Below are 26,238 nucleotides of genomic sequence, written 5' to 3' on the forward strand. Positions count from 1 at the left end.
CTCCACTCAGGCCGCTCCACTCAGGTCGCTCCGCCCGCGGCTGCCCGGCTCAGGGCTGCTTGCGCCAGACGCTCGGATCGACCGGCTCCTCGGCCGGCGGACCCGGCGGCGGCACCAGCGGCACGTCGTCCGAGCCGACCACGTCGCCCACCCCCGCCCCGGAGGCGTACGGCTGCGGCTCAGGACCGGCCTCGTACGGCGCCCCCGGCGACGGCACGGCACCGTGCGGAACCGCACCGTACGGGGGCGCGCCGTAGGCGTCCTCGCGGGCCACCGCGCCCCGGCCGCGGACGGCCGCCAGCAGCGGCGGCACCAGCAGCGCGCCGATCGCCGCCCAGACCAGGTTGGCCACCAGCACGCTGGCGAAGCCCAGGTTGATCGAGGTGTCCCGGGACAGCACCGTCTGGTTCGCGAAGGTGTCCCACCCCGGAGCCGCCGAGGACGTCGAGGTCGTCATCAGCGCACCGCCCACCGCCATCAGCGCGGTGAGCGCCACGGCGTGGACGGCCGCCAGCCGGAGCCGGTCGGCCGCGTCCAGCCGCCGCCGGTACGCCGACCAGCCGAGGACGCCCGCCGTGGCGAGGGCCAGCAGGCCGGTCCAGCGCCAGTCGGCGGTCTGGTCGTGCAGGTCGAAGAAGGAGATTTCCCCCCTGTCGGGGGTGTCCTGCCAGTCGCCGCCGATCGCGGCCGCCGCGTCGCTCGCCCCGCCGCTCGCCCCGTTGAACGCCTGCAAGGTCGCCCCCGAGCCCAGGCCGAGCAGACCCAGGCCGAGGTTGGGCAGGAAGGCCGCCGAGACCGGCGTCTGCCAGCCCTCGTCGCTGTTGACGGCGACCAGCACCAGGCCCGTCACCGAGGCCAGGCCCAGTGACAGTGCCAGCGCCCGGCCGGCCGTGAGCGCGGCGACCGCCCAGCCGCGCACCGCCCGGCTGCGCCAGGCGGCCCAGCGCAGCGCGTCGGTGCCGTGGACGGCGAAGGCCGTCAGCGCGGCGAGCAGGGCGGTCCAGCCGGTCGCCTCCGGCCAGCCGGAGTCCACGGTGTACGTCACCCCGAGGGCGCGGCCGATCAGTCCGGTGCGCTGCGGCTCCCAGGACGTCCCGCCGGCCAGCCCGAGCAGCGCGGTCACCGCCGCCAGGACCACCGCGGTACGCAGCGCCTCGCCCGCGGCCTGGGCCCGGGTCAGCTGGAGGCCGGCGGCCCGGCGGCGGCGCGCCGCGGTCCGCAGGCCGAGCCAGAGCGCCAGCGCCCACAGCACGGTGACCGTCAGCGGCACCGCCCGGAGCAGCGCGTCCATGCCCTCCGCGTCGCCGCGTCGCAGCGCGCTGGTGTACCCGAGCTTGAACGGCGCGCCGAGCGCGCTCAGCGCCATCGACAGGGCGGCGCCGAAGCGCTCGCCGAACCCGGGCGCCCGGACCAGGTAGGCGTACTGGTAGTCGCTCGGGATCGCCACGATCAGCGCCGCCAGCAGCAGCACGGCGGTCGGGGCGGCGGCGACCAGCAGCGCCGGGCGCCAGTCCGCGCCGAGCAGCTGACGCAGCGCGGACGGCCGGCCGGCCCGCGGGTCGTACGGCTGCCCGGCGCCCCAACTGCCCAGCGTGGGCGGCCCGGCGGGCTGCGGGTGGCCCGGGCCGTACCCGGGCGGCGGGCCGTAGCCGGGCGGCGGGCCGTAGCCGGGCGCGGGCGGCGGAGGCGGCGGCCCGTAGCCGGGCGGCGGAGGCGGCGCCGGGTACCCGGGCGCGGCGGACGGCGGACCGTACGCCGGCGGGGGCGGTACGGCGGGCGGAACGGCAGGCGGAACGACGGGAGGTACCGCGGGCACGGCGGCCGTCGGCGGGGGCGGCGTCAGCGGCCGCCCGCACGAGGCGCACGCGGACGCCCCTTCCACCGATGCCGCGCCGCACGATGCGCAGATGGCCATGGACCGGTTTCCCCCCGCTCGACGAGTTCCTGGTCCCCCAGAAAGCCCGTTTATCCCATCGGATCCGAACGAATGTCAACCGGGTACCGAGCCGGGCGGGTTGGCCCGTCGAGGCCTGCTCAGCCGCGCTTCTTCGGGACCTCCGGGACGGGCAGCAGCGGCAGTCGGAGCGCGCCGAACGCGTCCTCCGGGACGGCCGGCCGGGCCGGCGCCACCGGGGCGACCCGCCGGTAGGCCTCACCCTGGGCCGGGCGGCGGTCCGCCTCGCCCTTGTTGGGCCACATCGACATGGCGCGCTCGGCCTGCGCGGTGATGGTCAGCGAGGGGTTCACCCCGAGGTTGGCGGAGACGGCCGCGCCGTCGACCACGCTGATCCCAGGGTGGCCGTACAGCCGGTGGTAGGCGTCGACCACGCCGGTCTCGGGGGCGTCGCCGATCGGGCAGCCGCCGAGGAAGTGGGCGGTCATCGGGATGTCGAAGATCTCGCCGGCGCTGCTGCCCGCGAAGCCGTTGATCTGCTCGGCCAGCGCCTGCGCGCCCTGTTCGGCGGCCGGGATCCAGGTCGGGTTGGGGGCGCCGTGGCCCTGGGTGGAGGTGAGCCGGCTCTTGCCGAGCAGGTCCTTCTTCAGCGAGACGGTGATCGAGTTGTCCAGCGACTGCATCACCAGGCCGATGATCGTCTTCTCGGACCAGCGGTGCTGGTTCATCGAGCGGGCGAAGGTCACCGGGTGACGCACCGACCCGCCCAGGTAGCGCAGCCAGCGCGGGGCCCGCCCGCCGCCCTTGACCTGGGCTATCGACAGCGCGCCCATCGCGTTGGAGCCCTTGCCGTAGCGGACCGGCTCGATGTGGGTGCTGGCGTCCGGGTGGATCGAGGAGGTGATCGCCACACCCTTGGTGAAGTCCACCCGGCTGCCGTAGCGCCGGTCGGTGGTCTGCGCGCCCACCAGCGCCTCGGAGTTGGTGCGGGTCAGCTCGCCGAGCCGGGCGGAGATCCGGGGCAGGTGCCCCCCGTCACGCATCCGGTGCAGCAGCGACTGGGTGCCGTACGTCCCGGCCGCGACCACCACCCGGGCGGCGGTGATGGTCCGCGCGCCCGCCTTCACCCGGTCGGTGCGGGAGCGGGAGTCGGTCCGCCGCACGTCCACCGCGTAGCCGTGGCTCCCGTCGGCTCCGGCCAGCTCCCGGATCCGGGCCACCGTGGTGAGCGGGTGGATCTCGGCACCGCCCCGCTCGGCCAGGTGCAGGTAGTTCTCGGTGAGCATGTTCTTGGCCCCGTGCCGGCAGCCGGTCATGCACTCGCCGCACTCCACGCAGGCCTTGCGGGCCGGCCCGGCGCCGCCGAAGTACGGGTCGGCGACCTCGTCCCCCGGCGCCGCCTTGGCCCTGCCGCCGGCGTCCTGGCCGTCCCCGAAGAAGACCCCGACCGGCGCCATGTGGAAGGTGTCGCCCACCCCCATCTGCTCGGCGGCAGCCTTGAGGTGCACGTCGGAGGGGGTGACGGTCGGGTTGAGCCGGACCCCGAGCATCCGCTGCGCCTGGTCGTAGAACGGCGCCAACTCCTCCTGCCAGTCGGTGATGTGGCGCCACTGGCGGTCCTCGAAGAAGGCCTTCGGCGGCACGTACAGGGTGTTGGCGTAGTTCAGCGAGCCGCCGCCGACCCCGGCGCCGGCCAGGATCAGCACGTTGGCCAGCAGGTGGATCCGCTGGATGCCGTAGAGGCCGAGCTTCGGCGCCCACAGGTAGTTCGGCAGGTCCCAGGAGTTCCTGGGCAGTTCGTCCCGCTCGAAGCGCCGGCCCGCCTCCAGGACGGCGACCCGGTAGCCCTTCTCGGTCAGCCGCAGCGCGGCGACCGAACCACCGAAGCCGGAGCCGACCACGACCACGTCGTAGTCGAACTCCGCCGCACCGCCGGACTCCACCATCTGCCACTGCTCCTTCGGGACGCGAACCTGACTACGGGACGGACGGACCTGACTGCGGGACGGAACCTGACCGCGGGACGAACTCCCGGCCCGGTGCGGCTACTTGAACCGCAGCGCCTTCAGCACCCGCAGCCCGCCGGTCATCACCGCGGCGAACTGCCGGTCGTCCAGCCCGAACGAGGGCGCGATCGGCATCAGCCGCTGGGTCGCGACGGTCTGCGCCTCGGTGAAGCGCAGGATGCCCTCGGCGCCGTGGCGGCGGCCGAGCCCGGAGTCGCCCATGCCGCCCATCGGCGAGCCGATCGAGCCGTACGCGGCCGCGTAGGCCTCGTTGACGTTGACCGTGCCGGTGCGCAGCCGGGCCCCGACCGCCCGGCCGCGCCGGGTGTCCCTGGTCCAGACACTGGAGTTCAGGCCGTACGGCGTGGAGTTGGCGGCGGCCACCGCCTCGTCGTCGGTGTCGAAGCGGTAGACGGAGACGACCGGGCCGAAGGTCTCCTCGCCGCAGACCGCCATGTCCGGGGTCACCCCGTCGAGGATGGTCGGCTCGAAGAAGTACGGGCCGAGGTCGGGCCGGGCCCGGCCGCCGGCCAGCACGGTGGCGCCCGCCTTGACCGCCTCCTCCACGTGCCGGGTGGTGGTCTCCAGCTGGCGGACGGAGACCAGCGAGCCCATGTCGGCGCCGTAGGCGAGGCCGCCGCCGAGGCGCAGCGCCCGGGTGCGGGCGGCGAAGCGCTCCAGGAAGTCGTCGGCCACCGAGCGGTGCACCAGCAGCCGCTCGATCGAGATGCACAGCTGCCCGGCGGAGGAGAAGCAGGCCCGCACGGCGCCCGCGGCGGCCCGGTCGAGGTCGGCGTCGGAGAGGACCAGCATGGCGTTCTTGCCGCCGAGTTCGAGCGAGGCGCCGACCAGCCGGGCGGCGGCGCGCTGGGCGACCTCCCGGCCGGTGCGGGTGGAGCCGGTGAACGAGACGTAGTCGGCGTGCTCCACCACGGCGGGGCCGATCACCGGGCCGTCGCCGATCACGACCTGCCACAGGTCGGCCGGCAGTCCGGCCTCGATCAGCAGCTCGCGGGCCCACAGCGCGGTCAGCGCGGTCTGCGTGTCCGGCTTGTTGACCACGGCGTTGCCGGCCGCGAAGGCGGGCAGGACGTCGCCGACGGACAGCTCCAGCGGGTAGTTCCAGGGCGAGATGTGGCCGACCACGCCCTTGGGCCGGCGGGCCTCGACCGCGTGGGTGAGCACCGGCAGCGCCCCGCCGCGCCGCTTGTCCCGGAGGTAGCCGTGCGCGGCCCGCCCGTAGTGCCGGGCGGCCATGGCGACGGCGAGCACCTCCTCGAAGGCGTGCAGCCTGGCCTTGCCGGTCTCGGCCTGGACGAGGTCCAGCACCTCGTCCTGCCGCTTGAGCAGCAGGTCGTGGAAGCGCAGCAGGACGGCCGCGCGGCGGCGCACCGGCAGCGCGGCCCAGGCCGTCTGGGCGCGGCGGGCCAGCTCGAAGGCGACCTCGACGTCGGCCGGGGTGGAGCGCGGCAGGCTCGCCAGCCGCTCGCCGGTCAGCGGGGCGACGGTCTCCACCAGGCTGGGCTCGCCGGTGGCGGTGACGCCGGCGGCCAGCCGGGCGACCAGGGACGGCGGGACGGCCGCCGCGACGGTCCGGCTCCCGCCGGGGGCGGGCGGGTTCCCGGTCGCGGGGTGTTCGGTGGCCGCTGCGCCTGCTGTGAGGTCCGACATACGGCGCAGCCTAGGCGTTCGGCGGCCGGTCCGGTACCCGTCGGTAACAAGAATCTGCCGCGGCCGGGTGGAGCGGGCTCCCCCCGGTCAGCGGGTCGGCGCGAAGTAGTGCAGCACCGCGTTGAAGCGCTGCTCCGCCTCGTTCCACTCGTTGCCCCGGTCCGGGCTGGACGAGTAGATCGCGTAGCTGGTGCCGTCGTCGTCGATGAACTCGGCCTCGACCGCCCGGCGCCGGCCGCCCTCCTTGGCGAGGTAGCTGAACTCCCAGACGGCCGCCTCGTGGCCGTTCACCGCGACGCCGGTCATCTTGTGCTGCTTGTACTCCTTCAGGTTCTTGGAGACGGTGGCCTCCATCTGCCGCAGGTGGTCCAGCGGCTTGACCGACTGGCCGACGGTGACCGCGAACTGCAGGTAGTGCACCTTGTTGTCGGGGCTGTAGTAGACCTGGTTGTCGGGCGTGGCACTGCGCTGCCAGGTCGGGCTGCCCGAGGGCAGCGGGAAGCGGAAGCCGGCCGGGTCGTCGACCCAGTGGTAGCCGTTGGGCGCGGCCGGCCCCCGGCTGGCGTCACTGGTCGGGTCCGGGCTGACGGAGGCGGTCGGGACGGGCTCGTCGCCCGTGGAGGCGGCGACGTGCCCGGTGGTGGTGTGCCGGGTGGCGAGGAAGGTCGCGCCGGCCGCCAGCAGGCCGACGGCCACCGCGATCACGACGATCTTCAGGGTGCTGCGGCGCTTGGCCGGCCCGCGCGCGGGCGTGACGGGGTGCGCCACCGGCGCGACCTCGGCGGTGAGCGCCGCCGCCTCGACGGCCACGCCCCCGGTGGTGTCCGGACCGGCCGCCGAGCGCACCCCGGTCGGCTCCTCGGTCTCCTCCAGCGTCGCCCCCGGCGCGGCCTCCTCCGCGTGGTCCTCCTCCGCCGCCGGGCGCTCGCTGCGGTCCACCACGGGCACCGACTGGGTGGGCGCGCGCAGCGGCGCGACCGACTTCAGGCCGATCGTGTGCCCGTCCTTCACCTCGGCCAGCATCCGGGCGGCCTCGTCCGCGTTCGGCCGCTCGGCCGGGTCCTTGGCCATCAGCGCGGCCAGCACCGGGCCCAGCGGCCCGGCCCGGAGCGGCTCCGGCAACGGCTCGCCCACCACGGCGGCCAGCGTGGTGATCGGCGAGGTCCGGCGGAACGGCGACTGGCCCTCCACCGCGGCGTACAGCGTCGCCCCGAGGCCCCACAGGTCGGAGGCCGGCCCGGGCCGCTCGCCCTGGGCGAGCTCCGGCGCCAGGTAGTCCGGCGAGCCGACCAGGTCGCCCGGCCGGGTCAGCTCGGCCGAGCCCTCGTACGTCGCGATGCCGAAGTCCAGCAGCACCACCCGCCCGGTGCCGCGCTCCAGCAGCACGTTGGCCGGCTTCACGTCGCGGTGCAGGACGCCGAGCTGGTGGCCGCGGTGCAGTGCGGCGAGCACCTGGCTGCCGACCTCGGCGACGGCGCGCGGCTGCAGGGTGCCGTCCTGGCTGATCACGTCGGCCAGCGAGCGGCCGTCCACCAGCTCCATGACGATCCACGGCCGGCCGTCCTGCTCCAGCACGTCGTGCACCGTGATCACGCCGGGGTGCTTGATCCGGGCGGCCGCGCTGGCCTCCCGCTTCATCCGGGCGTGCAGGATCTGGAGCTCGTCCTCGGGCAGGTGGTTGACGGTCAGTTCCTTGACCGCGACCTCGCGGTTCAGCATCCGGTCCCAGGCCCGCCAGACGGTCCCCATCCCGCCGCGTCCGAGCCGGTCGCCCAGCTCGTACCGCCCGGCCAGCAGCCGCTCCGTCTCGGCCGTCTCCGGCCGGTCCTGCACGCCCATCGGCGACCACTCCCCCTCACATCCGTCTGCCGTCACAGCGACGGAGGGCCTGGTGCAGACCACTGTTCGAACAAATCCCACGCACACATTAGGCGCACCTTGCCGGCCCCGGTAATCACGCTCACCCGTCGGACCGAAGGCCCGGGACGCTGCGGGGCCGTCAGCCTGCGAACAGCACCACCGCGGTCACTCCCAGCACCAGCAGCAGGAACACACCCCCGACCAGCAGCGGGCCGAGCAGCGCCGGAGGTATCCGCGGCGGCCGCTCCTCGTCCGGCCGCCCGGCGCCCGCCCCGGCGCCCACCCCGACGTTCGCGCCCACGACGGCCTCCGGCCGCCCCCGTCCACCACCCCGCCCGCGCCGACGCCGCACCAGCGGGGCCTCCGGTCTCAGCACCAGCGCCCGCGACGCCCACTCCTCGTCGACCGGCTCCGGCGCGCCCGCGAGCAGCGCCGCCAGCTCCCGGCGGGCCTCCTCGGCGGTCGGCCGCAGCGAGGGGTCGGGCTGCAGCAGCCGCTCGACCAGCGGCGCCAGCGGCCCGCAGGCCGCCGCGGGCTCCCGCCGCCCGTCCCGGACCGCCGACACCAGCTCCGGCACGCCTCCGTCCGGGAACGGCGAGCGGCCGGTGACCAGCCGCTGCACCAGCACCCCGAGCGCCCAGCAGTCGCCCGCCGGGCCGCCGTCCAGCGGCCAGCGCTCCGCCACCGGGCCGACCAGGGTGGCCCGCACGTCGTACCGGCGGCGCCCTCCCGGGCCGCCGAGGTCCTCGGCCAGCGCCTCCTGCGCCACCCCGGACAGCAGCCCGCCGAGCATCGCCGCGCCGTCCTCGCAGACCAGCACGGAATCGGGGGTCAGGTTCCCGTGGACGAGTCCGTCCTCGTGCAGCGCCCGCAGCGCGCCGGCCAGGTCCGCCGCCAGCTCGGCCGCCCGGTAGGGCGGCACCGGTCCGGCCGCCACCAGGTCCGCCAGCGTCATGGCGCCCGACCGCTCCTCCACCGTCCACAGCAGATCGTCCTCGACGAAGGCACCGAGCCCGCGCAGCAGCCGGGGGTGCCCGGTCGGCGCGGACGAGCCGACCGCCGCCACCCGGCGGACCAGCCGGTCGGCGTGCGCGGGCACCTCGCCGTCCACCTCCTGACCGGTGGTCAGCAGCGCCGGCAGCTCCAGGGCGCGCAGCAGCACGGACTCCCCGGTGCGGTCGTCCACCGCCAGGGCCCGCAGGAGTTCGGGACGGTCCGTCAGCCGGTACCGTCCCGCCAGCAATTGCCCCGGGCCGCCTCGCATGCCAGTTCCTCTCGCTCACCGAGCAGCCTACTGAGCGGCTCCTTTACGCTCGGTCCCATGGACTGGACCGATCTGATCGACACCGCCTTCAAGGTGGCGGGAAACAACAGCCAAGCCAATCAGGCCGAGGCCGTGCGCACCGTGGAGGCGGCCGTCATCGACGGCGAGAATCCGGTCGCCTCGACGGCCGGGCGCCATCCCGACCACTTCCGCAAGGGCGTGCTCGTCCTCACCACCCACCGACTGCTCTTCCTCAAGGACGGTAAACCGCCGGTACCGGTTCCGCTTACGGCGGTCACGGACGCGGCCGTGGCCAGGACCAAGCTCAACGGCGACGTGCTCACCGTCGTCGCGCTGACCGGCTCGCACCGGTTCGAGGACGTGGCCAAGGCCGACGTCTTCGCCGAGCAGATCCGGGAGGCCGCCCGGCTCGCCCGCAAAGCCGCGTCGGCCACCCGCCCGGCGGCCGACGCCGCCCCCGCCGACCTCAGCGCGGGCGACCAACTCCTCGGCCAGCTGGAGCGGTTGGCCGCCCTGCACGCCTCCGGCGCGCTCACCGACGAGGAGTTCACCCGGGCCAAGGCCCGCCTGATCGGCTAGGTCCTGTCCGACCGGTCAGGACCTACGGCGCGGGCTGGAAGGTGGCGAAGGCCGTGTCCCGGGCCTGGGAGTTGGCCGGGGCACCCCAGTCCGCGTCCGGGGTGATCCAGTAGATCGCGTAGCCGTACTTGGCCGGGTTCCCGGTGACGAAGCCCCGGTTGAGCGAGTGCGTGCGCGGCGTGCCGCTGATCCACTCCCAGTCGGCCGCGTTGCTCCACTGCCGGTAGTTGATCGCGGCCAGATTGACCCGCTGGTAGTTGGTGACCTTCGACCGCAGGCCCGGCTCGGACTCCTGCCAGTCGGCGACGGCGCTGGGGCCCGGGCTGGTGGTCCACTCGATGGTCAGGGTACTGCCGTTGCCCTTGAAGATCCGGCGGACGCCCTCCGAACCGGCCGGCTGGAGCCAGTCCGGCAGGACGACCGAGAAGCCGGTCGGGTCCTTGTACTCGTGGTAACCGGCCGGTACGGCGGCCCCCGGCGGGGTCGGGCTCTGCGCGGGGGTGGTGGCGGGCGTGCCGGCGGCCGGCGGGTTCGCCGCAGAGGGGCCGGGCGTGTCGGCCGGCTTGTCGGGGGCCGGTGTGTCGGTGGCCGGCTTCTCCGGGGCGGGCTTGTCGGTGCCCGGCTCCGGCTCCGCGGGCGGAACGGACGCGGCCGGCGTCCCGCTCGGCCCGGTCTCGGGGACGGTCGAGACCGACGAGGTGGCGCCCGCGCCGTTCGCCGACGAGTCGTCCCCGTTGCCGACGGCCTGGAGCACCGCGACCACCCCGGCGATCAGCAGCAGGACCAGCACCACGGTGACGACGGCCAGCCGCCGCCGTCCGTTGCGCGGGTCGGCACCGGCCGCCTGCGTGGCGCCCAGGGTCCACTCGCTGGTCACCGGCCGGATCGGATCGGCCGCCGGAGCCGAACCCGACGTCGGGCCCGGCGCCGACCCCGACGCCACCTCCGAGGACGGCGAAGCGGGCTCGGGGGCCGGGTCCACGACGGGCTCCGCCGCGGCGGCGGGCTTCTCGTCCTTGGCCCGGCTGCCCACCCGGACCGTCCCCAGCAGCCCGCCGATGGACCGCTTGCGGCCCTCCTCGGCCTCGGCCGGGGCCTCCTCCGGCTCCGCCGCGGCGGCGACCGGCCGCTCGACCGGAAGCGCGTGCACGGTGGTCGACTCGGCCTTCGAGGTGGCCTCCGCGACGACCCGCTTCAGCATCGACCGGGTCTGCGAGGCGTCCAGCCGCTCGGCCGGGTCCTTGGCGAGCAGCCCCTCGATCACCGGCTGCAGCGCCCCGGCGTTCACCGGGGCGGTCAGCTCCTCCGTCATCACCGCCGTCAGGGTGGCCAGCGCCGAGCCCCGGTCGTACGGCGGCCGGCCCTCGACCATCGCGTACAGCGTGCCGCCCAGCGACCACAGGTCGGCCGGCGGCCCGGGCTTCTGCCCGCGGGCCCGCTCCGGGGATATGTACGAGGGCGCGCCGACCAGCATGCCGGTGGAGGTGACCGAGGCGTCGCCCTCCACGCTGGCGATGCCGAAGTCGGTGAGCACGACCCGGCCGTCGTCGCCGATCAGCACGTTGGACGGCTTGACGTCCCGGTGCAGGATGCCCAGCGCGTGCGCGGCGCTCAGCACGCCGAGCACGTCGAGCGCGATCTCGGCGGCCCGGGCGGGGGCCAGCGGCCCGTCCTCCCGGATGACGTCGGCCAGCGAGCGGGACTCGACCAGCTCCATGACGATCCACGGCCGGTCGTCCTCGTCGACCACGTCGAAGACGGTGACCGCCGAGTTGTGCCGGATCCGTGCGGTGGCCTTGGCCTCGCGCAGCGTCCGGACGATCAGCCGGTGCTTCTCCTCCTCCTCGACGCTGGCGTTCATCCGCAGTTCCTTGACCGCGACGGTCCGCCCCAGCATCTCGTCCTCGGCGCGCCAGACGGTGCCCATGCCGCCGCGCCCGAGCACGCCGTTCAGCCGGTAGCGGCCGGCCAGGAGGCGGCCGGTGGAACCCTGCGCCTGGGTCATTCGGAACGTTCCCCCATGTGCTGCTGGCGGTCGTGGTGACGGCGTGTCGGCCCGGCCTCAGGCCCGAACGCCCAAGTCTCCATCATCCCCTGTCCCCGGGGGCCGGGACCACCCGACCCCCGCACCCGATCCGGGGCGTGCCGGATCGGGCTCGGCGCTCCGTGCCCGATCTGTGATCGAAAACTCGCCAAGATCTAACCGGGGCGCTGCTACCGTTCGGCAGCTCATCGTCTTTCCGGGGGGATCCGACGCCCATGACCGCACCCGCACCGGGCGCTGACGGCCAGTCGGGCCGGCCGCGCACCGCCCAGCACTACTCGGTCACACCCACCCTGGATTCCCCCGAGGGCTACGTCGCACCCGGTATGCCCGGTGTCCCGGTGGCCGGATACGTCCCCGCCGTCCGCTCCCACCGGACGGGCCCGCGCCGCCGCACCGCCCTGGCGGTCACCCTCGCCGTCCTCGCCATGCTGCTCGGCGGCCTGGCCTACGGCTGCGCGCCGGCCCGGGCCGCGGACAGCCTCGGCTGGCTGGCCATCGCCCTCGCCGCCCTGGTCGCCTTACCGCTCGGCCGGCTCGGCGGCCGCAGCCGGGTGCTGCCGCTGCTCGGCGCGCTGCTCGCGGCCTGCGCGCTGCTGATCGGCCAGCTGACCGGCCAGCTCCGCCGGGTGCACGCGGCCGGCCCCGGCCCGCGCGGCCTGCCGCACGACGCCCTGGCGCACTGGCGCGCCGAGCTGCGCGCGCTCGACCTCGCCTTCTACGGCATCGCCCTGGTCGGCGGCTTCCTGCTCACCCGCCGCACCGCCAACCGCGGCTGACGCCGGTCCGGACAGCCCGAGGCCCCCGCCGGCCGAACCGACGGGGGCCTTCACCACGACGCGTCTCAGCGGTGGTTGAGCGCCGGGTTGACGGTCACCTCGACCCGCTGGAACTCCTTGAGCTCGGTGTAGCCGGTGGTGGCCATCGCGCGGCGCAGCGCGCCGAACAGGTTCATGGTGCCGTCGGGGGTGTGCGAGGGACCGGTCAGGATCTCCTCGGTGGTGCCGACCGTGCCGAGGTCCACCCGCTTGCCGCGCGGCAGCTCCTCGTGGACGGCCTCCATGCCCCAGTGGAAGCCCTTGCCGGGCGCGTCGGTGGCACGGGCCAGCGCGGCACCGATCATCACCGCGTCGGCGCCGCAGGCGACGGCCTTCGGGATGTCGCCGCTGTAGCCGACGCCGCCGTCCGCGATCACGTGCACGTAGCGGCCGCCGGACTCGTCCATGTAGTCCCGGCGGGCGGCGGCCACGTCGGCGACGGCGGTGGCCATCGGCACCTGGATGCCGAGGACGCCCCGGGTGGTGTGGGCGGCGCCGCCGCCGAAGCCGACCAGCACGCCGGCCGCGCCGGTGCGCATCAGGTGCAGGGCCGCGGTGTACGTGGCGCAGCCGCCGACGATCACCGGGACGTCCAGCTCGTAGATGAACTGCTTGAGGTTGAGCGGCTCCGCGCCGCTGGACACGTGCTCGGCCGAGACGGTGGTGCCGCGGATGACGAAGACGTCGACGCCGGCGTCCACGACGGCCTTGGAGAACTCGGCGGTGCGCTGCGGCGAGAGCGCGGCGGCGGTGACCACACCGGAGTCGCGGACCTCCTGGATCCGCTGCTTGATCAGCTCGGCGCGGATCGGCGCGGCGTAGATCTCCTGGAGGCGGCGGGTCGCGGCGGCCTCGTCGGTGATCGTGGCGATCTCGTCGAGCAGCGGCTGCGGGTCCTCGTAGCGGGTCCAGAGGCCTTCCAGGTTCAGCACGCCGAGGCCGCCGAGGCGGCCGATGGCGATGGCCTGCTGCGGCGAGACCACGCTGTCCATCGGGGCGGCCAGGAACGGCAGCTCGAAGCGGTAGGCGTCGATCTGCCAGGCGATCGAGACCTCCTTCGGGTCCCGGGTACGGCGGCTGGGGACGACGGCGATGTCGTCGAAGGAGTACGCCCGTCGGCCGCGCTTGCCTCGCCCGATCTCGATCTCAGTCACTTCGAGCCCTTCTGGTTTGTTGCTCATGCCCGCCGGGTCACCCCGGCCGCCCCCAGTATCCCGCACCCCGGTTGCCTCGCGCGCTCGCCTCCGGGGCGCGGGGCCCGCCCCGGCGGCCCGGCCCCCGCTCCCGGGCGCGCCGAGGGGCCCGCCACCGCGGTGCGGCGACGGGCCCCTGAGGTCCGCGGACTCAGCGGTTGGAGTAGTTCGGCGCCTCGACGGTCATCTGGATGTCGTGCGGGTGGCTCTCCTTGAGGCCCGCCGAGGTGATCCGGACGAAGCGGCCCTTGCTCTCCATCTCGGCGATGGTGGCGGCGCCGACGTAGCCCATGGTCTGGCGCAGGCCGCCGACCAGCTGGTGCAGCACGGCCGACAGCGGGCCGCGGTAGGGCACCTGGCCCTCGATGCCCTCGGGGACGAGCTTGTCGTCCGAGGCCACCTCGGCCTGGAAGTAGCGGTCCTTGGAGTACGAGCGGCCCTGGCCGCGGGACTGCATCGCGCCCAGCGAGCCCATGCCGCGGTAGGACTTGAACTGCTTGCCGTTGATGAACATCAGCTCACCCGGGGACTCCTCGCAGCCGGCCAGCAGCGAGCCCAGCATCACGGTGTCGGCGCCGGCGGCCAGCGCCTTGCCGATGTCGCCGGAGTACTGCAGGCCGCCGTCGCCGATGACCGGCACGCCGGCCGCCTGACAGGCCACCGCGGCCTCGTAGATGGCGGTGATCTGCGGGACGCCGATGCCGGCGACCACGCGGGTGGTGCAGATGGAGCCGGGGCCGACGCCGACCTTGACGCCGTCCACGCCCGCGTCGATCAGCGCCTGGGCGCCGTCACGGGTGGCCACGTTGCCGCCGACCACGTCGATCCCGACGGCCGACTTGATCTTGCCGATCCAGGCCAGCGCGTTGTGGCTGTGACCGTGCGAGGTGTCCACGACCAGGAAGTCCGCACCGGCCTCGACCAGGGCCTGGGCCCGGTCGAACGCCTCGGCGCTGGCACCGACGGCGGCACCGACCAGCAGACGGCCCTCGGCGTCCTTGGCGGCGTTCGGGTACTGCTCGGCCTTGACGAAGTCCTTGACGGTGATCAGGCCCTTGATCCGGCCCTCGTCGTCGACCAGCGGCAGCTTCTCGATCTTGTGACGGCGCAGCAGCGCCATCGCGTCCACCCCGGAGATGCCGACCTTGCCGGTGATCAGCGGCATCGGGGTCATGATCTCGCGGACCTGGCGGCTGCGGTCCGACTCGAAGGCCATGTCACGGTTGGTGACGATGCCGAGCAGCTTGCCGGCCTCGTCCGCGATCGGCACGCCGGAGATGCGGAACTTGGCGCACAGCGCGTCGGCCTCGGCCAGCGTGGTGTTCGGGCCGACCGTGATCGGGTCGGTGACCATGCCGGACTCGGAGCGCTTCACCAGGTCGACCTGGTTGGCCTGGTCCTCGACCGACAGGTTGCGGTGCAGCACGCCGACGCCGCCCTGGCGGGCCATCGAGATCGCCATCCGCGCCTCGGTGACCTTGTCCATCGCGGCGGAGAGCAGCGGGATGTTGACGCGCACGTTCCGGGAGACCCGCGAGGAGGTGTCGACCTGGTTCGGCAGCACCGCGGAGGCCCCGGGCAGCAGCAGGACGTCATCGAACGTGAGCCCGAGCATGGCGAACTTCTCGGGTACGCCTGCGGCGTTGTAAGACATTTGGGGGGTACCTTCCGTGGCCGGCCTATTCCGCTCACGCCCTGAGGGTGGGGCGCGTTCATCGCTCACTCGCAGCAGACCGCCGAAGCCGGGTGGTTTTGGAGGAACCTCCAGGGGAACCCCGCGCGCACCCGCGAAACTTTGGCAACCCGCCCAGGCGCCGATACCCCATGGTACTGGCACCGCGAATGTGTCCTCGTGTGCCCTTGACAACACCGGCCCCCCGTGGCTCATTCCGGCCGGTCAAGGCTTCAGGAGGACTCCTCCGCGAGTGCCCGCAGCCGACTGAGCGCCCGGTGCTGCGCCACCCGGACGGCGCCCGGGGACATCCCCAGCACCTCGCCGGTCTCCTCCGCCGAGAGCCCGGCGGCCACCCGCAACAGCACCAGTTCGCGCTGACGGGCCGGCAGGTTGGAGAGCAGTTCCTTGGCCCAGGCCGCGTCGCTGCTCAGCAGCGCCTGCTCCTCCGGGCCGAGCGCCTCGTCCGGCACCTCCGGCAGGTCGTCCTGCGGGACGACCGTCGAACCGGGCCCGCGCATCGCGGCCCGCTGCAGATCGGCGATCTTGTGCGCGGCGATGCCGTAGACGAAGGCCTCGAACGGCCGCCCCTGGTCCTTGTACCGGGGCAGCGCGCACAGCACCGCGACGCAGACCTCCTGGGCGACGTCGTCCACGTGGTGCCGGGCGCCGCCGGGCAGCCGGACCAGCCGGCCGCGGCAGTAGCGCAGCGCCAGCGGATGGACGTAGGCGAGCAGGGCGTCGATGGCCGGGCCCTCACCGCGGACGGCGGCCGCGACGAGCTCGCCCACCAGCGGGGAGCCGCCCGCGCCGAGCACCGGCGGTCGACCGGGGCCGGGCACCGCGCCGGGGCCGCCGGGATCGGCGTACGACGGATCGCCACCCGGGCCGGAGGGCTCGGCCTCCACCGGGTCCGCCTGGCCGGCCGCACCGGCGACGTCGTCACGCATCGGTCCATGGTGCCTGGTCGCGCGGGAAAACGCGGCACCGCGTCCGGAGTTGTGCACCGGAACGTTATGCGCTGCGGCGCCGTACGGCGTGCCGCCGCGCACCACCGGCCCCTCCTGCACCGTGCCGCCTCCCGCCCCGCCGCCGTCGGTGGTCCCGTCCTTCGCGCCGTCCGCCGAATGTCCCGCGGCCGTGTGGTTCGCCGCAGTGCCTGTCCGCTGGTCCCCGAGGTGCTCCACTCCTCCATGGTGCAACCTCGGGACCGTAACGTCACACGCCCGGACGGCGTCCGTCCCGGGAACCGCCGGCGGCGCGCCGCAGCCGGCGGCGCCACCGGCGGTCAGCGGACCAGGCCCCAGCGGAAACCCAGCGCCACCGCGTGCGCGCGGTCGGAGGCCCCGAGCTTCTTGAACAGCCGTCGGGCGTGGGTCTTGACGGTGTCCTCGGACAGGAACAGCTCGCGGCCGATCTCGGCGTTGCTGCGGCCGTGGCTCATGCCCTCCAGCACCTGGATCTCACGCGCCGTCAACGTGGGCGCCGCGCCCATGTCGGGGCTGCGCAGCCGGCGCGGGGCGAGCCGCCAGGTCGGGTCGGCGAGGGCCTGGGTGACGGTGGCCCGCAGCTCGGCGCGCGAGGCGTCCTTGTGCAGGTACCCCCGGGCGCCCGCGGCCACCGCGAGCGCGACCCCGTCGAGGTCCTCGGCGACGGTGAGCATGATGATCCGCGCGCCCGGATCGGCGGACAGCAGCCGCCGGACCGTCTCGACCCCGCCGAGGCCGGGCATCCGGACGTCCATCAGAACGAGATCGGAGCGGTCGGCCACCCAGCGGCGGAGGACCTCCTCCCCGTTCGTCGCGGTGGTGACCCGGTCCACACCGGGTACGGTCGCGACCGCGCGGCGAAGCGCCTCGCGGGCGAGCGGGGAATCGTCGCAAACGAGAACGGAAGTCATGACCGTCGTCCTCCGCAGCTGATCCGCGTCACGTTGAGCCTCCTGGCTGGTACGAACCTCTCCGACACGGCCGATCGGCGACAGAGTCCGTGCTGATCGCCTCGAATTCCCGCGATCGTTCCCGACGTCCGGCGCCCGCTAACCGCCTCCGCACTTCCAACGACCGTCACTCGAATGAGTTACGGCCTTCGGGGCCATCTCCACCACTGTACGTGGCCAACCCATTACCGATCAGCCGCATCGCGGTGCACACGCCGCACTTTTGCCCAGCTCGCGCGCGGTGGGCGCACGACCCGCACACCGGTGCGGAGCGTCGCGCGCCCGTCGGCCACCCGAATGCCACGCCCGCGCCCGCCGAAGCCCTTGCCCACTTTGCCCGTTTTTATAGCTTTCGTATGGTCATTGACTGTTGTGCCACTCTGTGGGTGACTTGTCCATGGAGTTGCCGTAAGTCATATTTCCAGGTGTCCACACCAGTGCATCGACGCCCGCCGTGCCGCCCAGCAGCAGCCCGCTGAGCGCCGGCCCACGGCCGACGAGCCTCTGAAGGGAATGAGCCATGGCAGATTTCTCCCGCCTCCCAGGCCCCAACGCGGACCTCTGGGACTGGCAGCTCTCAGCAGCCTGCCGTGGCGTGGACAGTTCGCTCTTCTTCCACCCCGAGGGCGAACGCGGGGCCGCGCGGAGTTCGCGCGAGGCCAGTGCCAAGGAGGTCTGCATGCGCTGCCCGGTGATCACCGAGTGCGCGGCGCACGCGTTGGCGGTCCGCGAACCGTACGGCGTCTGGGGTGGGATGACCGAGGACGAGCGCGAGGAGATGCTGGGGCGTTCGCGGCACCGGCTGGTGGAGGTCCCGCTGACCCCGCCGGCGATCGCCCGGCGCTAGCCCCGCCTCCACGGCGCACCGCGAAGAAACGTTTCCTCTCTGCATCCCGGGCCGTTCAAGCCCGGTCCAGAACGCTCAGGCCCCGGAGGTCAGCGCCCGGCCGACCCCGCCAGCCGCTCCAGCATCAGCGCCACGGCCGGCACCTCGGCCAGGTCCGGCAGGGTCAGCGCGACCACCTGCCGCACCGCCGGCGCCCCCGCGGCCGTCCGCACCGGCACCGTCGACACCCCGTCCGGGCGCACCGACTCCAGTGCCAGCCGGGGCAGCACCGCCACCCCCAGCCCGGCCGCCACCAGGCCGACCACCGCCGGATAGTCGTCGGTCGCGAAGTCGATCCTGGGCTCGAAGCCCGCCCCCGCGCACAGCTCCACCAGGTGCCCCCGGCACTGCGGGCAGCCCGCGATCCACTGCTCCCCCGCCAGCTCGGCCAGCTCCACCGGCCTGCCGCGCCCCGCCAGCCGGTGCGCGGCGGGCAGCAGGCCCACCAGCGGGTCGTCCAGCAGCGGGGTGACCACCAGATCGGACCAGTCGGAGCCGGCGCTCAGCTGCTGCGCCTCCAGGTTGGCCTCGGCCCGCGCCTCGCGCGGTGTCCCGTGCGCGGGCGCCGGCAGCGCGACGCCGTCGTCGGACTGCGGGTAGCGGAAGGCCAGCGCGATCTCGCACTCGCCGCCGCGCAGCATCGCCAGCGACTCCGGCGGCTCCGCCTCGACCAGCGACACGCGCACCCCCGGATGGCTGTCCCGCAGCCGGGCGACCGCGGGCGGCACCAGGGTGGAGCTCGCGGTCGGGAAGGAGACCAGCCGCACCCGCCCGGCCCGCAGCCCGGCGATCGCGGCGATCTCCTCCTCGGCGGCGGAGAGCCCGGCCAGGATCCCGGTGGCGTGCTTGAGCAGCACCCGACCCGCCTCGCTGAGCTGCATGCCCCGGCCGGAGCGGACCACCAGCGGGGTGTCCACCGACTTCTCCAGGGCCTTCATCTGCTGGCTGATGGCGGGCTGCGTACAGCCCAGCTCGCGGGCGGCGGCGGAGAAGGAGCCGGTGCGGGCGACGGCACGCAGAACGCGCAGGTGACGGGCCTCGATCATGCCTCAGTTATAAGGCAATCTTTGCCAATGGCAAAATTCTACTGATGATTGAACCCTCAAGCGCCGAACACGCCGAACACGCCGGAGGCCCGGCCGCACCCCGAGGGGCGCGGACCGGGCCTCCGGTCGACCGTCAGGCGTCAGTGCGAGTGGCCGTGACCGTGGCCGTGGCCCGCCTCGGCCTCCTCTTCCTTCTTCTCCACCACGAGGGTCTCGGTGGTGAGCAGCAGGGAGGCGATCGAGGCCGCGTTCTCCAGGGCGGAGCGGGTGACCTTGACCGGGTCGATGACGCCGGCCTTCACCAGGTCGCCGTACTCGCCGGTGGCCGCGTTGTAGCCCTGGCCGATCTCCAGCTCGGAGACCTTGGAGGTGATGACGTAGCCCTCCAGGCCGGCGTTCTGGGCGATCCAGCGCAGCGGCTCGTGCAGCGCCTTGCGGACGACCGCGACACCGGTCGCCTCGTCGCCCGACAGGCCCAGGCCGCCGTCCAGCACCTTGGCGGCGTGCACCAGGGAGGCGCCGCCACCGGCGACGATGCCCTCCTCGACCGCGGCACGGGTCGCCGAGATGGCGTCCTCCAGGCGGTGCTTGCGCTCCTTCAGCTCCACCTCGGTGGCGGCGCCGACCTTGATGACGCAGACGCCGCCGGCCAGCTTGGCCAGGCGCTCCTGCAGCTTCTCGCGGTCCCAGTCGGAGTCGGTGGCGGCGATCTCACCCTTGATCTGGGCGACGCGGCCGGCCACGGCCTCGGTGTCACCGGCGCCGTCGACGACGGTGGTCTCGTCCTTGGTGATGGTCACGCGACGGGCGGTGCCCAGCACGTCCACGCCGACCTGGTCGAGCTTGAGGCCGACCTCCTCGGAGATGACCGTGCCGCCGGTCAGGGTGGCCAGGTCGCCGAGGATCGCCTTGCGGCGGTCGCCGAAGCCCGGGGCCTTGACGGCGACCGCGTTGAAGGTGCCGCGGATCTTGTTCACCACGAGGGTGGACAGCGCCTCGCCGTCGACGTCCTCGGCGATGATCAGCAGCGGCCGGGAGGCACCGCCCTGGAGGATCTTCTCCAGCAGCGGCAGCAGCTCCTGGATGGAGGAGATCTTGCCCTGGTTGATCAGGATGTACGGGTCCTCCAGGACCGCCTCCTGCCGCTCCGCGTCGGTGACGAAGTACGGCGACAGGTAGCCCTTGTCGAACTGCATGCCCTCGGTGAAGTCCAGCTCCACGCCGAAGGTGTTCGACTCCTCGACGGTGATGACACCGTCCTTGCCGACCTTGTCGATCGCCTCGGCGATCAGCTCGCCGACCTGGGTGTCCTGGGCGGAGAGGGACGCGACGGCGGCGACGTCGTCCTTGCCCTCGATCTCGCGGGCCACCGAGAGCAGGTGCTCGGAGACGGCGGCGACGGCCTTGTCGATGCCCTTCTTCAGGGCGGCCGGGCCGGCACCGGCGGCGACGTTGCGCAGACCCTCGTTGACCAGGGCCTGGGCCAGCACGGTGGCGGTGGTGGTGCCGTCACCCGCGACGTCGTTGGTCTTGGTGGCGACCTCCTTGACGAGCTGCGCGCCAAGGTTCTCGTACGGGTCGTCCAGCTCGACCTCACGGGCGATGGTGACACCGTCGTTGGTGATGGTCGGGGCGCCGAACTTCTTGTCGATGACGACGTTGCGGCCCTTGGGGCCGATGGTCACCTTGACGGTGTCGGCCAGCTTGTTGACACCGCGCTCCAGCGAGCGGCGGGCGTCCTCGTTGAACTGCAGGATCTTCGCCATGTTCCCTATTCCCTCGGGGCTTCGGCCGGCCCACCGGCCGCCGGACTACGTGAACCAACAACCACGCCCCGGGCCCCTGTCACTTGGGACACGGATCCGGGGCGGGTCGGAACGACTTACTTCTCGATGATGGCGAGAACGTCGCGAGCGGAGAGAACCAGGTACTCCTCGCCCTGGTACTTCACCTCGGTGCCGCCGTACTTCGAGTACAGGACGATGTCACCGACGGCGACGTCGAGCGGCAGACGCTGGCCGTCCTCGAAGCGGCCCGGGCCGACGGCCAGGACGACGCCCTCCTGGGGCTTCTCCTTGGCGGTGTCCGGGATAACCAGGCCGGAGGCCGTGGTGGTCTCGGCGTCGAGCGGCTGGACCACGATGCGGTCCTCAAGCGGCTTGATGGCAACCTTGCTGCTGGTGGTCACGTCCGAGCTCCCCTTCGGAGATTACGGGGTTTCTAACGGGTAGGAGCGAACCTGCGGGCCTGCCGTCGCGGGGGTCAGGCACACGTCTTCGCGTTAGCACTCCCCCAGTGGGGAGTGCCAAGGACGACCATAGGCCGGTGTTAGCACTCAGTCAACCAGAGTGCCAACGGCGCGCCCTGGCGTCCCGAACCGCGGGCGCGCAGCCGTACTCCTGTGCGACCACCCCGCCCCGGGCGGGCTCCCGCCGCGGGCCGCGACCCCGCCCACCGCGCCGGCCGTCGGAGCCGGTGGGGCCGCCAACCCGCCAGAATGGCCCCGTGGACACCGAGAACCTCCAGCCCCTGCTGACCCCCGAGGGCCAGGCCCTGCTCGCCGAACTGCGCGAGTTCACGCCCGAGGAGGAGCTGGCGCTGGCCACCAGGCTGCGGCGGGAGCACCCGGCCGAGCTGGTGTCGGCGGCCTTCGGGCAGGCCCGGCTGCGGCAGCGGGCGCGGGCGAAGTTCGGGCCGGACGCCGACCTGATGTACTTCACGCCCAACGGCGTCGAGCAGTCCACCCGGCGCAGCGTGGCCGAGTGGCGGGCGCGCCGCTTCGCCGAACTGGGCGTCCGCCGGCTGGCCGACCTGTGCTGCGGCATCGGCGGGGACGTGCTGGCGCTGGCCAGGGCCGGGATCGAGGTGCTGGCCGTCGACAAGGACCCGGCGGCCTGCGCCGCCACCGCCGCCAACGCGGCCGCGCTGGGCCTGTCCGACCTGGTCCGGGTGCGCTGCGCGGACGTCGCCGAGGTGGACGTCACCGGCTACGACGCGGTGTTCACCGACCCGGCGCGGCGGACGGCGCGCGGCCGGGTGTTCGACCCGGAGGCGTACGCCCCGCCGCTCTCCTGGGCGATCGAGGCCGGCCGCCGGACCCCGATCGGCGCGCTGAAGGTCGCCCCGGGCATCCCGCACGAGGCCGTCCCGGCCGACGCCGAGGCGGAGTGGGTCTCCGACCACGGCGACGTGAAGGAGGCGGTGCTCTGGTTCGGCACCGGGGCCGCCCGCCCGCACCGCGCCACCCTGCTGCCGCAGGCCGCCAGCCTCACCGGCGGCGACCTGCCCGACCCGCCGGCCGGCCCGGTCGGGCGCTACCTGTACGAGCCGGACGGCGCGGTGATCCGGGCCCACCTGGTGGCCGAGGTGGCCGAGCAGGTGGGCGGGCGGCTGATCGACCCGAAGATCGCCTACCTGACCTCGGACCGGCTGGTGGCCACCCCGTACGCGCACGCCTTCGAGCTCACCGACGTGCTGCCGTTCCACATCAAGCGGCTGAAGGCGCTGCTGCGCGAGCGCGGGGTCGGCACGGTGGTGATCAAGAAGCGCGGGATGGCGATCACCCCGGAGGAGCTGCGCCGCCAGCTCAAGCCCTCCGGGCCGAACGCCGTCACGGTGATCCTCAGCCGCACCGACAACGGGCCGCTGATGATGCTCGGCCGGCCCGCCTGAGGCGGCCGCGGGGCGGGCGCCCGGACTACGAGGCGGGCGCCTGGATGTAGTCCTCCAGCCGGGCCACCGAGAAGCCCTGCTCCTGGATCCGGGCCAGCAGGTCGCCGAACATCTGGGTCATCGTGGCGCCCTTGAGCTCCTTCGGGCCGCGGAAGTGCGCCAGGATGATGTCGCCGGACTTCAGCTTCTTGTCCGCCGCCTGGTACTGCATGTCGTGGATCTGCATCGACTCGCGCCAGAGCACCATCGCGCGCGGGCCGCACTGCTGGACCGAGTTGTTCAGCGTCGGGGTGTTGGCGCCGTCCCCGAACGGCGGGCGGAACAGCAGCGGGGCGGTGCCGTACTGCTGGGTGAGCGCGGACTGCGCGTCGCAGATCTCGGACTTCTGCTTCTCCACCGGGATCTTGCTCATCACCGGGTGGTCCACGGTGTGGTTCTGGATGTGGTTGCCGAGCGCCTGGAGCGGCTTGAAGTAGCCGTAGTCGTTCTTGACGATGTCCCGGGTCAGGAACATCGAGATCGGCACCTTGAGCTCGGTCAGCATCTCGACGAACTTCGGGTCCTTCTCGGCGCCGTCGTCGATGGTGATGAAGACGACCTTGTCGCTCGTCTTCACCTCGCTGAACACCGGTACGGGGCCGGTCCGTTCGAGCTTGATGGGCTTGTCCGCGGGCGGTGCGGGGGCCGGCGCCAGCGGCTTGAGGTTCCACTTCGCCCAGGCCGCCGGGTCCCCGCCGGCCGGGGCCGCGGTGGTGGGCGTGCCGGCCGGGCTGGTCGGCACGGCGCCGCCCCCGGCGGGCTGGGGCGTGGTCGCCGAGCTGCCGCCGGCCGCCGCCGGGGCGGCGCCGCCCCCGTTGTCGCCGCATCCGGTGGCCAGGGCCAGCAGGGCCAGCGCCCCCACCGCGTACGTCCTGGTCCTGCTCCGACCGTCCCTGTTCACCGCAGCGCGCTCCCGGTTCCCGTCCAGCTTCTTCTCAGCTATGCACGGTAGCGGTCGGGGCGGCGGTTCCCGGACAGTGCCTGTTCGACGCCTATTCGACGTGCTCGCTGGTGAAGGACCAGCGGTGCACCGGGCGGCCGAGCAGGTCGGCCGGCGGGTCGGCGACCGGCACCGGCTCGCCGGTCCACCAGGTGATCAGCAGCACCCGTTCGCCGGGCGCGCCGAGCAGCTCGGTGCGGACCAGCCCGGCCGAGCCGCGCACCGCCAGCAGCGCCACCTCCCGTACCCAGGAGGCGAGTTCGGCCCCGCGACCGGTGGCGGCGCGGGCCTCCCACATCGCGGCGACGGTCACTCGGAGCCGCCGGTGAGGGCCTGGTACGCCTGGCCGTGGACGTCGCCGTGCCGGACGTCCGCGCCCGGCACGTGCGCCTCGGTCACCGGCAGCGAGGAGTCGGCGGACAGGTCGAGCGCGGACGGCGTGCGGTCGCGCCACACCATCTCGGAGCCCAGCGCGGCCACCATCGCGCCGTTGTCGGTGCACAGGCCCGGCCGGGGCACCCGCAGCCGGATGCCGGCCCGGTCGCAGCGCTGCTGGGCCATCTCGCGCAGCCGCGAGTTGGCGGCCACCCCGCCGCCGATCATCAGGTGGTCGACGCCGTTGTCCCGGCACGCCTTGACGGCCTTGCGGGTGAGCACGTCGGTGACGGCCTCCTGGAAGGACGCCGCCACGTCGGCGATCGGCACCTCCTCGCCGGCCCGGCGCTTGGCCTCCACCCAGCGGGCGACGGCGGTCTTCAGGCCGGAGAAGGAGAAGTCGTACGCGGGGTCGTTGCGGCCGCTCAGGCCGCGCGGGAAGGCGATCGCCTTGGGGTCGCCCTCGCGGGCGGTGCGGTCGACCACCGGGCCGCCGGGGAAGCCCAGGCCGAGCACCCGGGCGACCTTGTCGAAGGCCTCGCCGGCCGCGTCGTCGATGGTCGCGCCGAGCGGTCGGACGTCGCTGGTGATGTCCTCGCTGAGCAGCAGCGAGGAGTGCCCGCCGGAGACCAGCAGCGCCATCGTCGGCGACGGCAGCCGGCCGTGCTCCAGCTGGTCGACGCAGATGTGCGAGGCGAGGTGGTTGACCCCGTACAGCGGCTTGTCCAGCGCCCAGGCGTACGCCTTGGCGGCGCTGACGCCGACCAGCAGCGCGCCGGCCAGACCGGGGCCCGCGGTGACCGCGATGCCGTCCAGGTCGCTCGCCTTGACGCCGGCGGTGTCCAGGGCGCGCTGGATGGTCGGGACCATCGCCTCCAGGTGGGCGCGGCTGGCGATCTCCGGGACGACGCCGCCGAAGCGGGCGTGGTCGTTGACGCTGGAGGCGACCGCGTCGGCCAGCAGCGTGGTACCGCGCACGATGCCGACGCCGGTCTCGTCGCAGGAGGTCTCGATGCCGAGGACGAGCGGTTCGTCAGCCATGGCGGGTGTCCTTAAGGTCCTTCGGGTCAGTGCTGGGGTGGTCGAGGCGCATCACCAGCGCGTCGACGTTGGCGGGCTGGTAGTAGCCGCGCCGGATGCCCACCGGTTGGAAGCCGAAGCGCTCGTACAGCTGCTGGGCGCGCGGGTTGTCCACCCGCACCTCCAGCAGCAGTTCGGCGCAGCCGCGGCGGGCGGCCTCCCGGATCAGGTCGGTGAGCAGCGCCGCGCCGAGGCCGGCGCCCTGGTGGCGCTGGTCGACGGCGATGGTCTGGACGTCGCCCTCGCCGGCGATCGCCATCAGCCCGGCGTAGCCGACGACGGCGCCGTCCGCGTTGGTGGCGACGGTGTAGTGGCGGGTGCCGCCGGGGTGGGTCTCGGCCAGCTCGGACCAGTACATCCCGGTGGACCAGGCGTCCTCGGGGAAGAGTCGCAGCTCCAGCTCCATCACCGGCGCGATGTCCCACCAGCGCATCGGGCGCAGGGTGGTGCCGTGTTTCACGCCGGGAGCACCGCCTTGTAGCCGGCCGGCACCTGGGCGTCCGGACGGCGCAGGTACAGCGGGACGTTCGGCAGCAGCTCCCGGCCGGCCTTCAGCTCGGCGGCGGCGAAGCCGGCCAGGGCGCCGGCCGACACGTGCTCGGGGCCGTGCGCGCCGGGGAAGGTCTCGGGGTAGAGCAGCGCGCCGGCGCCGACCGACCGCGGGCGCGGGGCCAGCTCGGCGGGGCGGTCCACGCCGGGGCCCTCGGTGCGGCGGCCGTCGGCGTCGTAGGAGGCCCAGTAGACCTCCTTGCGGCGCGCGTCGGTGGCCACCGTGAACGGCTGCCCGTCCAGGCCCTCGGCGCGGGCCTGGTGGGCGATCGCGTCCAGGGTGCAGACGCCGTGCACCGGCAGCCCGAGGGCGTGGCCGAGCGCGGCGGCGGTCACCAGGCCGACCCGCAGGCCGGTGTACGGGCCCGGACCGACGCCCACCGCGATGCCGGTGAGCCGGTGCTTGTCGACGCCGGCCGCCCGCAGGACCTGGTCGATCGCGGGCAGGAGCAGTTCGCCGTGGCGCCGGGCGTCGACCTGGTGGGTCTCGGCGAGGACGGCCGTGCCGTCGTGGACGGCGGCGGTGACGGCGGGGGTAGCGGTGTCGAACGCGAGCAGCAGCACGGGTCAAGGTTAGACCGACGTTGGTCCGACCGGCTGATCGACCGGGTGTGCCACCCGGGAACACACATCCGGGGCGCCGCGCCCCGGCTGGACGGACCTGGCACGATGGGGCGGTACGTAAAGGGA

At 73.9% G+C, this 26,238-nt stretch carries 22 protein-coding genes; 4 read left to right on the plus strand and 18 right to left on the minus strand.

Annotated elements, in window-relative coordinates; all coding sequences use genetic code 11:
• Nucleotides 1-49: 49 nt before the first annotated feature.
• The 5 genes from ACFVTF_RS32940 to ACFVTF_RS32960 form a co-directional block, all read right to left on the minus strand.
• Nucleotides 50-1,816, minus strand: coding sequence for a hypothetical protein (locus ACFVTF_RS32940; RefSeq protein ID WP_387817779.1), 1,767 nt, complete (start codon nt 1,814-1,816; stop codon nt 50-52).
• Nucleotides 1,817-2,034: 218 nt separating this feature from the next.
• Nucleotides 2,035-3,840 carry a GMC oxidoreductase gene (locus ACFVTF_RS32945; RefSeq protein ID WP_387817780.1) on the minus strand — a complete coding sequence of 602 codons (1,806 nt, stop codon included), beginning with the start codon at nt 3,838-3,840 and terminating at the stop codon, nt 2,035-2,037.
• A gap of 99 nt (nt 3,841-3,939) precedes the next feature.
• A complete protein-coding gene (locus ACFVTF_RS32950) occupies nt 3,940-5,571 on the minus strand; it encodes a succinic semialdehyde dehydrogenase (protein ID WP_387817781.1) in 1,632 nt (543 codons plus the stop codon).
• 87 nt (nt 5,572-5,658) lie between these two features.
• Entirely contained in the window at nt 5,659-7,410 is a 1,752-nt protein-coding gene (locus ACFVTF_RS32955; protein WP_387817782.1) for a protein kinase, read from the minus strand.
• A 160-nt stretch (nt 7,411-7,570) separates the two neighbouring features.
• Nucleotides 7,571-8,695, minus strand: coding sequence for a protein kinase (locus ACFVTF_RS32960; protein WP_387817783.1), 1,125 nt, complete (start codon nt 8,693-8,695; stop codon nt 7,571-7,573).
• Between the two features lie 57 nt (nt 8,696-8,752).
• On the opposite strand from ACFVTF_RS32960, the gene ACFVTF_RS32965 reads away from it, so the two are divergent.
• Nucleotides 8,753-9,295 carry an SHOCT domain-containing protein gene (locus ACFVTF_RS32965; RefSeq protein ID WP_387817784.1) on the plus strand — a complete coding sequence of 181 codons (543 nt, stop codon included), beginning with the start codon at nt 8,753-8,755 and terminating at the stop codon, nt 9,293-9,295.
• A gap of 22 nt (nt 9,296-9,317) precedes the next feature.
• Here ACFVTF_RS32965 and ACFVTF_RS32970 read toward each other — a convergent pair whose 3' ends face one another.
• On the minus strand, nt 9,318-11,300 hold the full coding sequence (locus ACFVTF_RS32970) for a protein kinase (protein ID WP_387817785.1): 1,983 nt from the start codon (nt 11,298-11,300) through the stop codon (nt 9,318-9,320).
• Nucleotides 11,301-11,554: 254 nt separating this feature from the next.
• Between ACFVTF_RS32970 and ACFVTF_RS32975 the strand changes: the two genes are divergently transcribed.
• A complete protein-coding gene (locus ACFVTF_RS32975; protein WP_371518446.1) occupies nt 11,555-12,118 on the plus strand; it encodes a hypothetical protein in 564 nt (187 codons plus the stop codon).
• Between the two features lie 65 nt (nt 12,119-12,183).
• Here the strand turns inward: ACFVTF_RS32975 and ACFVTF_RS32980 are convergent, their stop codons facing one another.
• The 4 genes from ACFVTF_RS32980 to ACFVTF_RS32995 all read right to left on the minus strand — a co-directional run bounded on the left by ACFVTF_RS32980 (nt 12,184) and on the right by ACFVTF_RS32995 (nt 16,922).
• On the minus strand, nt 12,184-13,311 hold the full coding sequence (locus ACFVTF_RS32980; protein WP_063348999.1) for a GuaB3 family IMP dehydrogenase-related protein: 1,128 nt from the start codon (nt 13,309-13,311) through the stop codon (nt 12,184-12,186).
• A gap of 190 nt (nt 13,312-13,501) precedes the next feature.
• Nucleotides 13,502-15,004 (minus strand): IMP dehydrogenase, encoded by a 1,503-nt coding sequence (gene guaB, locus ACFVTF_RS32985; protein ID WP_063348998.1) that lies wholly within the window; start codon nt 15,002-15,004, stop codon nt 13,502-13,504.
• A gap of 251 nt (nt 15,005-15,255) precedes the next feature.
• A complete protein-coding gene (gene shbA, locus ACFVTF_RS32990) occupies nt 15,256-15,972 on the minus strand; it encodes an RNA polymerase sigma factor ShbA (RefSeq protein ID WP_079135824.1) in 717 nt (238 codons plus the stop codon).
• Nucleotides 15,973-16,310: 338 nt separating this feature from the next.
• The gene (locus ACFVTF_RS32995) at nt 16,311-16,922 is read right to left on the minus strand and encodes a response regulator transcription factor (RefSeq protein ID WP_014136228.1); all 612 of its coding nucleotides are present in this window, start codon (nt 16,920-16,922) and stop codon (nt 16,311-16,313) included.
• A 559-nt stretch (nt 16,923-17,481) separates the two neighbouring features.
• Here ACFVTF_RS32995 and ACFVTF_RS33000 point away from each other — a divergent pair.
• Nucleotides 17,482-17,808 carry a WhiB family transcriptional regulator gene (locus ACFVTF_RS33000; protein WP_063348997.1) on the plus strand — a complete coding sequence of 109 codons (327 nt, stop codon included), beginning with the start codon at nt 17,482-17,484 and terminating at the stop codon, nt 17,806-17,808.
• Nucleotides 17,809-17,897: 89 nt separating this feature from the next.
• Here the strand turns inward: ACFVTF_RS33000 and ACFVTF_RS33005 are convergent, their stop codons facing one another.
• The 3 genes from ACFVTF_RS33005 to groES form a co-directional block, all read right to left on the minus strand.
• Entirely contained in the window at nt 17,898-18,893 is a 996-nt protein-coding gene (locus ACFVTF_RS33005; protein WP_387817787.1) for a LysR family transcriptional regulator, read from the minus strand.
• A 140-nt stretch (nt 18,894-19,033) separates the two neighbouring features.
• Entirely contained in the window at nt 19,034-20,659 is a 1,626-nt protein-coding gene (groL, locus tag ACFVTF_RS33010) for a chaperonin GroEL (RefSeq protein ID WP_387817788.1), read from the minus strand.
• A 116-nt stretch (nt 20,660-20,775) separates the two neighbouring features.
• On the minus strand, nt 20,776-21,081 hold the full coding sequence (groES, locus tag ACFVTF_RS33015) for a co-chaperone GroES (protein ID WP_014136232.1): 306 nt from the start codon (nt 21,079-21,081) through the stop codon (nt 20,776-20,778).
• Between the two features lie 317 nt (nt 21,082-21,398).
• Between groES and ACFVTF_RS33020 the strand changes: the two genes are divergently transcribed.
• Entirely contained in the window at nt 21,399-22,565 is a 1,167-nt protein-coding gene (locus tag ACFVTF_RS33020) for an SAM-dependent methyltransferase (protein ID WP_387817789.1), read from the plus strand.
• A 25-nt stretch (nt 22,566-22,590) separates the two neighbouring features.
• Here ACFVTF_RS33020 and ACFVTF_RS33025 read toward each other — a convergent pair whose 3' ends face one another.
• From ACFVTF_RS33025 to tsaB, 5 genes are all read right to left on the minus strand, one after another.
• Nucleotides 22,591-23,505 carry a polysaccharide deacetylase family protein gene (locus tag ACFVTF_RS33025; RefSeq protein WP_387817790.1) on the minus strand — a complete coding sequence of 305 codons (915 nt, stop codon included), beginning with the start codon at nt 23,503-23,505 and terminating at the stop codon, nt 22,591-22,593.
• A 91-nt stretch (nt 23,506-23,596) separates the two neighbouring features.
• Nucleotides 23,597-23,842, minus strand: coding sequence for a hypothetical protein (locus ACFVTF_RS33030; protein ID WP_387817791.1), 246 nt, complete (start codon nt 23,840-23,842; stop codon nt 23,597-23,599).
• A gap of 11 nt (nt 23,843-23,853) precedes the next feature.
• On the minus strand, nt 23,854-24,960 hold the full coding sequence (gene tsaD, locus ACFVTF_RS33035) for a tRNA (adenosine(37)-N6)-threonylcarbamoyltransferase complex transferase subunit TsaD (protein ID WP_387817792.1): 1,107 nt from the start codon (nt 24,958-24,960) through the stop codon (nt 23,854-23,856).
• Nucleotides 24,953-25,432: a ribosomal protein S18-alanine N-acetyltransferase gene (gene rimI, locus ACFVTF_RS33040; protein WP_363580297.1), complete on the minus strand. Its 480-nt coding sequence runs from the start codon at nt 25,430-25,432 to the stop codon at nt 24,953-24,955. The genes tsaD and rimI overlap by 8 nt, the downstream gene beginning before the upstream one ends.
• A 23-nt stretch (nt 25,433-25,455) precedes the next feature.
• Nucleotides 25,456-26,112: a tRNA (adenosine(37)-N6)-threonylcarbamoyltransferase complex dimerization subunit type 1 TsaB gene (gene tsaB / locus ACFVTF_RS33045; RefSeq protein ID WP_387817793.1), complete on the minus strand. Its 657-nt coding sequence runs from the start codon at nt 26,110-26,112 to the stop codon at nt 25,456-25,458.
• Nucleotides 26,113-26,238 lie beyond the last annotated feature (126 nt).

Origin of the sequence: Kitasatospora sp. NPDC057940, from assembly GCF_042887425.1 — a bacterium.
GTDB lineage: Bacteria > Actinomycetota > Actinomycetes > Streptomycetales > Streptomycetaceae > Kitasatospora.

What these genes read in the sequence shown, in the direction of transcription:
- ACFVTF_RS32945 (WP_387817780.1), bottom strand. Translation starts at nt 3,840, where the DNA reads ATGGTGGAGTCCGGCGGTGCGGCGGAGTTCGACTACGACGTGGTCGTG.
- ACFVTF_RS32950 (WP_387817781.1), bottom strand. Translation starts at nt 5,571, where the DNA reads ATGTCGGACCTCACAGCAGGCGCAGCGGCCACCGAACACCCCGCGACC.
- ACFVTF_RS32955 (WP_387817782.1), bottom strand. Translation starts at nt 7,410, where the DNA reads ATGGGCGTGCAGGACCGGCCGGAGACGGCCGAGACGGAGCGGCTGCTG.
- ACFVTF_RS32960 (WP_387817783.1), bottom strand. Translation starts at nt 8,695, where the DNA reads ATGCGAGGCGGCCCGGGGCAATTGCTGGCGGGACGGTACCGGCTGACG.
- ACFVTF_RS32965 (WP_387817784.1), top strand. Translation starts at nt 8,753, where the DNA reads ATGGACTGGACCGATCTGATCGACACCGCCTTCAAGGTGGCGGGAAAC.
- ACFVTF_RS32970 (WP_387817785.1), bottom strand. Translation starts at nt 11,300, where the DNA reads ATGACCCAGGCGCAGGGTTCCACCGGCCGCCTCCTGGCCGGCCGCTAC.
- ACFVTF_RS32975 (WP_371518446.1), top strand. Translation starts at nt 11,555, where the DNA reads ATGACCGCACCCGCACCGGGCGCTGACGGCCAGTCGGGCCGGCCGCGC.
- guaB (WP_063348998.1), bottom strand. Translation starts at nt 15,004, where the DNA reads ATGTCTTACAACGCCGCAGGCGTACCCGAGAAGTTCGCCATGCTCGGG.
- shbA (WP_079135824.1), bottom strand. Translation starts at nt 15,972, where the DNA reads ATGCGTGACGACGTCGCCGGTGCGGCCGGCCAGGCGGACCCGGTGGAG.
- ACFVTF_RS32995 (WP_014136228.1), bottom strand. Translation starts at nt 16,922, where the DNA reads ATGACTTCCGTTCTCGTTTGCGACGATTCCCCGCTCGCCCGCGAGGCG.
- ACFVTF_RS33000 (WP_063348997.1), top strand. Translation starts at nt 17,482, where the DNA reads ATGGCAGATTTCTCCCGCCTCCCAGGCCCCAACGCGGACCTCTGGGAC.
- ACFVTF_RS33005 (WP_387817787.1), bottom strand. Translation starts at nt 18,893, where the DNA reads ATGATCGAGGCCCGTCACCTGCGCGTTCTGCGTGCCGTCGCCCGCACC.
- groL (WP_387817788.1), bottom strand. Translation starts at nt 20,659, where the DNA reads ATGGCGAAGATCCTGCAGTTCAACGAGGACGCCCGCCGCTCGCTGGAG.
- ACFVTF_RS33030 (WP_387817791.1), bottom strand. Translation starts at nt 23,842, where the DNA reads ATGTGGGAGGCCCGCGCCGCCACCGGTCGCGGGGCCGAACTCGCCTCC.
- tsaD (WP_387817792.1), bottom strand. Translation starts at nt 24,960, where the DNA reads ATGGCTGACGAACCGCTCGTCCTCGGCATCGAGACCTCCTGCGACGAG.
- rimI (WP_363580297.1), bottom strand. Translation starts at nt 25,432, where the DNA reads ATGCGCTGGTGGGACATCGCGCCGGTGATGGAGCTGGAGCTGCGACTC.